The organism is Synechococcus sp. H55.9 (genome assembly GCF_047462355.1).
In the GTDB taxonomy this organism is placed as follows: domain Bacteria; phylum Cyanobacteriota; class Cyanobacteriia; order Thermostichales; family Thermostichaceae; genus Thermostichus.
On record NZ_JANSJB010000031.1, the window covers coordinates 20,240 to 23,403 of the forward strand.

The window sequence follows — 3,164 nt, forward strand, 5'->3', positions numbered from 1 at the left end:
TGGCGGGATCCCCCCTTGGCCGATCTGGCCGAGTTGGAGCGGGTTCACCCGCGCTGGCACATTCAACGGGTGGCCGAGTTGGCCGCGAGGGGCGGGGGACGCATCGACGCAGATACTTCCGTTTCCGCAGCAAGCTTCGAGGCGGCGCGCTTGGCGGTGGGAGCCTGGCTTGCCGCTTCCGCTTCGGCTTTGGCCGCAGCTCAGCCGGCTTTGGTGCTGTGTCGCCCGCCGGGGCATCACGCGGAGCCAGAACGGGCGATGGGGTTTTGCCTCTTCAGCAACGCCGCCATTGCTGCCCTCTGGGCCCTGGAGCAGCCAGGGGTAAGGCGGGTGGCGATTTTCGATTGGGATGTCCATCACGGCAACGGCACGCAGGCGGTGGTGGAGCGCCACCCCCAACTGGCCTATGCCTCTATCCATCAGTTTCCCCTCTACCCCGGCACGGGCTTGGCCCAGGAAACCGGGATCCACGGCAACCTCTGCAATGTGCCTCTGCCTGCTGGGTCAGACTGGTCGGCCTATAAAAAGGCTCTCGATGAGAAGATTTTGCCCTTCTTGCGGGCCTTCCAGCCGGATTTGCTGCTGGTGAGCGCCGGCTTTGACTGTGCCAAAGGGGATCCCTTGGCCAGCATGCTGCTGGAGCAGGAAGACTTTGGCCGCCTGGCTCACCTCTGCCTGGAGCAGGTGACCCGCAAGACCGTCTTCGGCCTAGAAGGGGGCTATGACCTGGAGAATCTGGCCCGCGGCTGGCTGAGCCTGGCCCAAGCTTGCCTAGAGAGCTAGCCCTTCCACTTCACCTTGGGCAGGATCTGCCGCACATCCACCCGGTCTTTGTACTTGAGGGCGAAGTTGAGCAGCGAATCCAAAAGTGAGTCAGACAGATAGTGGGGCTGCAGGCCCAGATCTAGGAGCTTGGTATTTTTGGCGTTGTAGTAGTGCTCCTCTAGCTCGACGCGGGGGTTCTCCAGGTAGTTGATCTCCACCTTCAGACCCAGGGTGGCCCCCGCCTTTTGCACCAACAGCGCCAGTTGCTCCACGCTAAATTGCTCCGTGAACTGGTTCATCACCCGGAACTGACCCGGCTCGGCGGGATGGGCGATGGCCAGCTCCACACAGCGCACCGTGTCGCGGATATCCAGGAAGCCACGGGTTTGGCCCCCCTTGCCGTACACCGTCAGTGGGTGCCCCACCGCCGCCTGAATGCAAAAGCGGTTTAGAGCCGTGCCGAACACGCCGTCGTAGTCGAGGCGGTTGATCAGCACTTCGTCCATGCCGGTTTCTTCTGTTAACACGCCGTACACCACTCCTTGATTGAGGTCGGTGGCCCGCAGGCCCCAGACGCGGCAGGCGAAGTGGATGTTGTGGCTGTCGTGCACTTTGGAGAGGTGATACATGGATCCCGGCTGCTTGGGATAGGGCAGGGTATCCTTGCGGCCGTTGTGCTCGATGGTGATGTACCCCTCCTCGATGTCGATGTTGGGGGTGCCATACTCGCCCATGGTGCCCAACTTCACCAGGTGGCAATCGGGAAATTCCTCCTTGATGGCGTAGAGGATGTTCAGGGTGCCCACCACGTTGTTCACCTGGGTCATCACCGCATGTTCGCGGCTGATCATCGAGTAGGGGGCAGAGCGCTGCTCGCCAAAGTGGACGATGGCATCCGGCGGGAAGCGGCGCATGCAGGAGATCAAGGCTTCGTAGTTGGTGACGTCGCAAACGAAAATGGGAATATCTTTGCCGGTCAAGCCCTTCCAACGATCCACCCGCTGCTCGAGCTGGGCAATGGGCGTCAGGGTAGAAACCCCCAGTTGCAGATCCCAGAGGCGGCGGACATAAGAATCGAGAATGGCCACCTCATAGCCCCTGTTAGACAGGTGCAGGGCTGTCGCCCAGCCGCAGTATCCGTCACCACCAATAACCAGGACTTTCATCAGGGAAGCAAAATTCGGCTGCTCACGAATCTACCAAGTTATGGCATCGAAGACAAATACCCTGGGATCCCATTTTTAATCGCGGATTGGGGCCGACAGGTTACTCGACCTGAGGAGGGTTATCCAGGGTGTAAACCGTGGTCTCGGCGGCAATGGCGCGGCGCAGGTGAGCCGGGACTTGGTAAAGCCCCAGCAGGGTGATGCCATCGAGAAAGCGCAGCGTCCCTCGAGCGGGATCCAACTGCTGGCTCAGAATCTGGTCGATCTGTTCCGGCTCCGGCCTGGAAGAGATGGGATCCTGGGCTGCCAGGGCAAACCCCAGCGGCCCGCCGTAGGTGGGGGCGTAGATAGCGTAGGGCTGCACAGCAGCAAACACCGTTTTCAGGGTGTGAACGATGCGGGTGTGCTGCCACAAGTCCACCGGTCCCGTCGGCCCCGCCTGGAGGACAAAAGCCCCAGCGGGCTGCAACTTGGAGCGGATCTGGCGGAAAAACTCCTGGGTAAAGAGGCGGTAGGCCGGGCCAGCTTCAACAGGATCCGATAGGTCGGAGAGGATGACATCCCAAACCGGCTCTGTCCGGTGGAGAAAGTCGAAAGCATCGGCAATCACGACCTGCACACGCGGATCTTCAAAGGATCCCTGGTGCATTTCCGGCAGGTGCTCTCGACAGGCGGCCACTACCTCCCCATCGATGTCCACCATCACCACCTGCTCCACCGAGCGCCAACGCAGCACCTCCCGCAGCGTCGCCCCCTCCGCACCGCCCAATATCAACACTCGCCGCGGGATCCCACCCGCCTGGACGACCTGCAGCAGGGCCGGGTGAACCAGAGCCTCGTGGTACAGAAACTCATCCACCGTGGTGGATTGCCAATGCCCATCCAGCATTAGACCCTTGCCGTAGGCCCCCGTCTCGGCGATGAGCATCTCCTGGAAAGGGGTTTTGCGGTAGGCCAGGATGCGCGTGACTGCACGGGCGGTGTAGTCCCAAGGGGTCAAGTACTCCTGAACCCAAAAGAAACTCCTCGGGCTGTCCATCGGCACACCTCGCCGTACCGTTGATAGGAACCGACCTCTGGGATACCCAGATCCCATGCCGGGATTTTCAGTGGTTGAATCTCGAGATCCCGTGAAGTCGGAAAAAGCTGCCACCGGCCATCTCAGCGCCTTCGTCCGGTCGCTTCGCAGGTAAGCACCTCAGCCGAGTCGGGGTCTTCTTCCAGGAGTGTCGG

3 protein-coding genes are annotated in these 3,164 nt (G+C 61.3%); 1 reads left to right on the plus strand and 2 read right to left on the minus strand.

What is annotated here, in order from left to right; genetic code table 11:
- Positions 1-783: histone deacetylase (locus tag NW857_RS05925; protein WP_414368299.1), on the plus strand; the 783-nt coding region annotated here is incomplete at its 5' end.
- Here the strand turns inward: NW857_RS05925 and NW857_RS05930 are convergent.
- Entirely contained in the window at positions 780-1,931 is a 1,152-nt protein-coding gene (locus NW857_RS05930; RefSeq protein ID WP_414335043.1) for an NAD-dependent epimerase/dehydratase family protein, read from the minus strand. The two genes, NW857_RS05925 and NW857_RS05930, sit on opposite strands and share 4 nt — an antisense overlap.
- A gap of 100 nt (positions 1,932-2,031) precedes the next feature.
- Positions 2,032-2,970, minus strand: coding sequence for a fused MFS/spermidine synthase (locus tag NW857_RS05935; protein ID WP_414368301.1), 939 nt, complete (start codon positions 2,968-2,970; stop codon positions 2,032-2,034).
- Positions 2,971-3,164 lie beyond the last annotated feature (194 nt).

Excerpts from the sequence above, each read along its gene's own strand:
- NW857_RS05930 (WP_414335043.1), bottom strand. The coding sequence starts at position 1,931 with ATGAAAGTCCTGGTTATTGGTGGTGACGGATACTGCGGCTGGGCGACA.
- NW857_RS05935 (WP_414368301.1), bottom strand. The coding sequence starts at position 2,970 with ATGGACAGCCCGAGGAGTTTCTTTTGGGTTCAGGAGTACTTGACCCCT.